The following is a 1,839-nucleotide window of genomic DNA, read 5'->3' on the forward strand; positions in this document are numbered from 1 at the left end:
ATCGACGTGACCCGGATCGCCCGGACCGGGGTCCTGCCGTTCGTCAACACCGGCATCGCGGGCAAGGTCGCCGGCACCGGACAGGTCGGCGCCGGTCTGGTGTCCCCGCCGGTGAACGTGTTCACCGACCCCGTCCGCGCCCTGGCGGAGCTCGCCGAGCCACCCACCTCGCCGTGACCAGCCGGACCGTCCTGGTCACGGGTGCCGGCGGCAAGACCGGCCGCGCGGTGATCGCCGCGCTCGGGCGCTGGGGCGTCACCGTGCGCGCGTTCGTGCGGGATGCGGATCGGGTGGCGGACCTCGTCGGCACGGAGCACCTCGACGTCGAGGTGGTGGTCGGTGACCAGCGTCGGGTCGACGACCTGACGGGAGCGCTCGACGGGGTCGACGCCGTGTACGCGATCGCCCCGAACGTGTCGACCGACGAGGTCGAGATGGGCGGCGCGATCGTCGCCGCCTGCCGCAACGCGGGCGTGAACCGGCTGGTGTTCCACTCGGTCATCCACCCGCAGCTGACCGCCATGCCGCACCACCGCGACAAGCGGCGCGCCGAGGAGATGGTCATCACCAGCGGCCTCGACTGGACCGTCCTGCAGCCGAACGCCTACCTCCAGAACCTGGCCGGGTACACCGATGCGCTGCGTGCTGGCCGCTACGAGGTCCCCTACGCGACCGACTCGACGCTGGCGATGGTCGACCTGGACGACGTCGCCGAGGTGGCTGCGCGGCTGCTGGTCGAGGGCCGCGGCGCCCACCGCGGCGTCCACGCCACCTTCGAGCTGTCCGGCCCTGCTGCGGTCAGCCCCGACGACGTCGCCGCAACCGCAGCCGAGATCCTCGGGCGCGACGTGACGGCCACCCGCCAGGACCCCGGGACGTGGGCCGCCGGGCCCGGAGCCGATCTGCCCGACGAGACCCGAGCTCGTCTGCTGGCCATGTTCCGCCACTACGACCGCCACGGCTCCCCCGGCGACCCGACCGTGCTGACCGCTCTCCTCGACCGCCAACCACGCGACCTCGATAACGTGCTGCCCGACCTCCTCGGCACCTGAGCTCGACCGCCTCCAGCGCGGCCTCGACGAGGTGCTCCTCGACCGCCTCAGGACCTGATCCTCCGACCGGCGTTGCTGGAACACGGGCGCGCGCTGGGGTCGTCCACCGGTTCCGTCGCTCCCGTCGACCCTGGGGTTTGGATGTGGCTACTATGGCGAGGCTGAAGACGCCACAATCGGAGCAGTCATGGCCGAGGCCGGGATCCGAGAGCTACGCGACCACCTCAGCCGGTACCTCGAACGCGTCCAGGCCGGCGAGGAACTGACGGTCACCGATCGGGGCCGTCCGGTCGCACGGCTGATCCCCGTGGACGGAACGAGCCCGTTCGACCAGCTCCTCACCGATGGCATCATCGAACCCGCAACCAGCCGCCACCGCGCCCGACCAGCTGCCCGGATCGCGGCCGGATCGGTGAGCGACCTCGTGGCGCAGCAGCGGCGGTGATCGCCTACGTCGACACCTCAGCGCTCATCCCGCTGATCATCGAGGAACCGGGTTCGGAGCGTGCCGGGCGCGTCTGGGACACCGCGGAGCACCTCACCTCGGTCCGACTGATCTACGCCGAGGCGCGCGCAGCACTCGCCCAGGCGGCACGGCTGGGCCGGCTCGCCGCCGCCAACCTCCGCACAGCGGTCGACGCGCTCGAGGACCTCTACGCCCAGCTGGACCTGATGGACCTGGACGACCCGCTCGTGCGCCGGGCAGGTGAGCTGGCACAGCAGCGTTCGCTGCGCGGCTACGACGCCGTCCACCTCGCCGCAGCGGAACGGGTCGCTGACGACACCA

General features: G+C 72.1%; 3 protein-coding genes. All 3 read left to right on the top strand.

Features of this window, described 5'->3' with window-relative positions; genetic code table 11:
• The first annotated feature begins 173 nt into the window (after nt 1-173).
• Nucleotides 174-1,052 carry an SDR family oxidoreductase gene (locus WEB03_RS07360; RefSeq protein WP_368070300.1) on the top strand — a complete coding sequence of 293 codons (879 nt, stop codon included), beginning with the start codon at nt 174-176 and terminating at the stop codon, nt 1,050-1,052.
• A gap of 187 nt (nt 1,053-1,239) precedes the next feature.
• Entirely contained in the window at nt 1,240-1,497 is a 258-nt protein-coding gene (locus WEB03_RS07365) for a type II toxin-antitoxin system Phd/YefM family antitoxin (RefSeq protein ID WP_368070301.1), read from the top strand.
• Nucleotides 1,494-1,839 (top strand): PIN domain-containing protein (locus tag WEB03_RS07370; protein ID WP_368070302.1); only part of this gene is annotated, 346 nt, incomplete at its 3' end. The genes WEB03_RS07365 and WEB03_RS07370, both read left to right, overlap by 4 nt.

The organism is Nitriliruptor sp. (assembly GCF_040882075.1).
Taxonomy (GTDB): Bacteria; Actinomycetota; Nitriliruptoria; order Nitriliruptorales; family Nitriliruptoraceae; genus Nitriliruptor.